This window comes from Bradyrhizobium uaiense, assembly GCF_010811875.1.
Classification (GTDB): domain Bacteria; phylum Pseudomonadota; class Alphaproteobacteria; order Rhizobiales; family Xanthobacteraceae; genus Bradyrhizobium; species Bradyrhizobium uaiense.
Genome location: NZ_VKHP01000435.1, coordinates 1 through 2,999, shown reverse-complemented (window position 1 = coordinate 2,999; position 2,999 = coordinate 1). Strand labels below are relative to the sequence as shown.

The window sequence follows — 2,999 nt, the reverse complement described above, 5'->3', positions numbered from 1 at the left end:
CTCACGTGGGCGGGCAGGCGGCCGCGCGTGCCGCCGGCGGGGCCCTTCTTGCGGGCCCGCGCGAGCGGCGCGGCGCGGTCGAGGCGGAGATAGGAGACGCCTGCGGTCTCCCGCCGCGCCATCGATTCCGGCACGATCGAAATGCCGAGCCCCGCCGCGACGAGACTAAGGGTCGAAACCATCCGCGTCGCCTCCTGCGCCACTTTCGGGCTGAAGCCTGCGGCGCGGCAGGCGGCGATGATGCTGTCGTAGAGGCCCGGACCGGTCGGGCGGCGGTAGAGGATCAGCGGCTCGTCGGCGAGCGAGGCCAATGAGATGCGGCGACGCGTGTCCTTGCGGGCACGCGAATGATGGTCGGGCAGTGCCACCAGCATCTCCTCGTCAAGCAGATGCGTGATCGTGAGGTTCTCCAGCCGCTCGCTCGGCGAACGCACGAACGCGGCATCGAGCCGATCGGCCTCGACGGCCTCGATCAGCTCGCCGGTCGAGGCCTCTTCCAGCGAGAGCGTGATCGCAGGCGCCCGCTCGCGCATCTCGCGCATCACGCCTGTCACGAAGGGATGGAAGGCGGCCGAAGAGGTGAAGCCGATGGCGAGCTGGCCCTCCTGGCCACGGCTCGCGCGTCGCGCGGCCTCCACCGCGAGGTCGGTGTCGCGCAGGATCGCGCGCGCCCTGTCGACGAAAGCGCGGCCGGCGGCGGTGAGCTCGACTCCGCGCGGCTGGCGGCGGAACAGCGGCGCGCCGATCGCGGCTTCCAGCGCGCGGATCTGCTGGCTCAGCGGCGGCTGCTGGATGCCGAGCCGCGCGGCGGCGCGGGTGCCTCGGCGACCGCGACGGCATAGCGAAGATGGCGCAGCTCGATCATCGGAGCGATCCATATGCAATAGATATGAAGATTACTCTGTCCATATATTGGATATTTGGCACGCGGCCAACTAGAGTCGGCCCAACAACAACGCGAACCGGAGCCGCCTCGCCGATGGACGCCATACCCGCCGCTCAAACCACCAAGCATGCTGCACCTGATATCGGCGAGTTGTTCACGGGCTTCTTCATTCTCGGACTGACCGGCTTCGGCGGCGTGCTGCCGCTGGCGCGCCACATGATGGTGGAGAAGCGGGGCTGGCTCTCCGGTGCCGAGTTCACCGACCTGCTCGGGCTCTGCCAGTTCCTGCCGGGCGGCAACATCATCAACATGTCGGTGGCGGTCGGGCTGAAGTTTCGCGGCATCCCCGGCGCGTTCGCGGCGATCCTCGGCCTGATCGCGGTGCCGACCGCGGTCGTGATCGGCCTCGGCGTGATCTATGGCCGCTTCGCCGACGACCCGGTCGTGCGTCATCTGTTCGGCGGCCTCGCCGCCGCGGCCGCAGGCCTCCTGATTTCCACCGCGATCAAGATCGCCTGGCCGTTGCGCCGTGATGTGCTCGGCCTCGTCATCGGCGCGCTCTGCGTGCTGGCGATCGCGGTGTTCCGCCTGCCGCTGTTGCCGACGCTGCTGACGCTGGCGCCGCTCAGCATTGTCCTCAGGTCGAGGCAGGCATCATGAGCGGAACGCTGGTCACGCTCGCGCTGATCTTCAGCCAATTGTCGCTGCTCGCCTTCGGCGGAGGCAACACCATCCTGCCCGAGATGCAGCGCCAGGTGGTCGACATCCATCACTGGATGACCGCGCAGGAATTCGGCGCGCTGTTCGCGCTGGCGCAGGCCGCGCCGGGGCCGAACATGATGGTAGTCCCGCTGGTCGGCTGGCATGTCGCCGGCTTCTCCGGCGTGCTGGTGACCTCGCTCGCCAAGTTCGGGCCATCGTCGCTGGTCACCGGCTTCGCGCTTCGGCTCTGGGAACGCTTCAAGGACCGCCCTTGGCGGCGCACGGTACAGGCCGGGCTGGTGCCGGTCACCGCCGGCCTCGTCACCGCCAGCGCCATCGTCATCACCCACGCATCGGTCTCGAGCTGGGGCACCGTCGTGATCGCCGCAGGGGTCGCGATCGCCACCACGACGACCCGCATCCATCCGCTGCTCGCGCTCGCCGCCGGCGCGGTGCTCGGCCTCACCGGCATCGGCCAGCCCTGACCCGCGGCGAATCGCGCGTCGTTCCACGACGCGCGCGTGCGCGCTTTCGCCGCAATGGATGCGTCGTCACGAGCGGCTATGTTGACGGTGCCATGATCGACATGTTGAGCATCGACACCCGCATAGCGCGCCTCGGATTGCGCGCCGGACGTCTGCACGCAGGCAATTAGCCGGCCGGCGATCGCGCGCCGTCCGGATTCTCGACGTCGTCAATTCATAACACCATCAAAATCATTCGGCCCGTCGCGTCGCACGAGACATTCGTGCGCCGGCGTCGCCGCGCCTGCGATCAACCGCAAAGATCATCCGACATGACCCGAACCATTCAGAACGACTTTACCGCTCCCGCATTACCGCCGATCGTCATCACTGCGAGCGAAGCGCATCGCCTCAGCGCGCTGGCCGATTCCAGCATGGCGGTGTTTCCACGCGTGGCCCAGTTCCTCGCGCGCGAGACCGACCGGGCCCGGGTCGTTGCCGACGATTCCGAACTGCCTGACGTGGTCCGGATGGGCTCGCGCGTGCGCTACCGTGACGACGAAACCGGCGATGTCAGAGAGGTCGTGCTGGTCTATCCGCACGAAGCCGACATCGCGCTGCGACGCATCTCGGTGCTGACGCCGGTCGGCGCCGCGCTGATCGGATTGTCGGTCGGCCAGACCATCGACTTCCAGACCCCGAGCCACCAGACCCGTTCGGTGACGATTTTGGCCGTGAAGCAGCAGAGCTAGCCGGCGCCTCGCGCTCGTAGACACACGCAGCGTGAGTGAGCCACCGGCCGATGGGCTCCCTCCCCCCGTTGCGGGGGAGGGTTAGGGAGAGGGGTGCCACACGGCGTGCTCTCTCAAACGAGCGACGAACGGCGCACAAGCAATGTTGCGATAGCAAGGCGCATATCGATCATCTCGCCCGGAGCCACCCCTCTC

Annotated in this window: 4 protein-coding genes; 3 read left to right on the top strand and 1 reads right to left on the bottom strand. The window is 68.0% G+C overall.

What is annotated here, in order from left to right; translation table 11 throughout:
• On the bottom strand, positions 1-878 hold an 878-nt coding region (locus tag FNJ47_RS45345; RefSeq protein WP_236000563.1), incomplete at its 3' end, for a LysR substrate-binding domain-containing protein.
• A 101-nt stretch (positions 879-979) separates the two neighbouring features.
• Here FNJ47_RS45345 and FNJ47_RS45340 point away from each other — a divergent pair.
• The 3 genes from FNJ47_RS45340 to rnk all read left to right on the top strand — a co-directional run bounded on the left by FNJ47_RS45340 (position 980) and on the right by rnk (position 2,804).
• Positions 980-1,546 (top strand): chromate transporter, encoded by a 567-nt coding sequence (locus FNJ47_RS45340; RefSeq protein ID WP_163163201.1) that lies wholly within the window; start codon positions 980-982, stop codon positions 1,544-1,546.
• Positions 1,543-2,073 (top strand): chromate transporter, encoded by a 531-nt coding sequence (locus tag FNJ47_RS45335; RefSeq protein WP_163163199.1) that lies wholly within the window; start codon positions 1,543-1,545, stop codon positions 2,071-2,073. The genes FNJ47_RS45340 and FNJ47_RS45335 overlap by 4 nt, the downstream gene beginning before the upstream one ends.
• Before the next feature lie 311 nt (positions 2,074-2,384).
• A complete protein-coding gene (rnk, locus tag FNJ47_RS45330) occupies positions 2,385-2,804 on the top strand; it encodes a nucleoside diphosphate kinase regulator (protein WP_163163197.1) in 420 nt (139 codons plus the stop codon).
• The last annotated feature ends 195 nt before the right edge of the window (positions 2,805-2,999 follow it).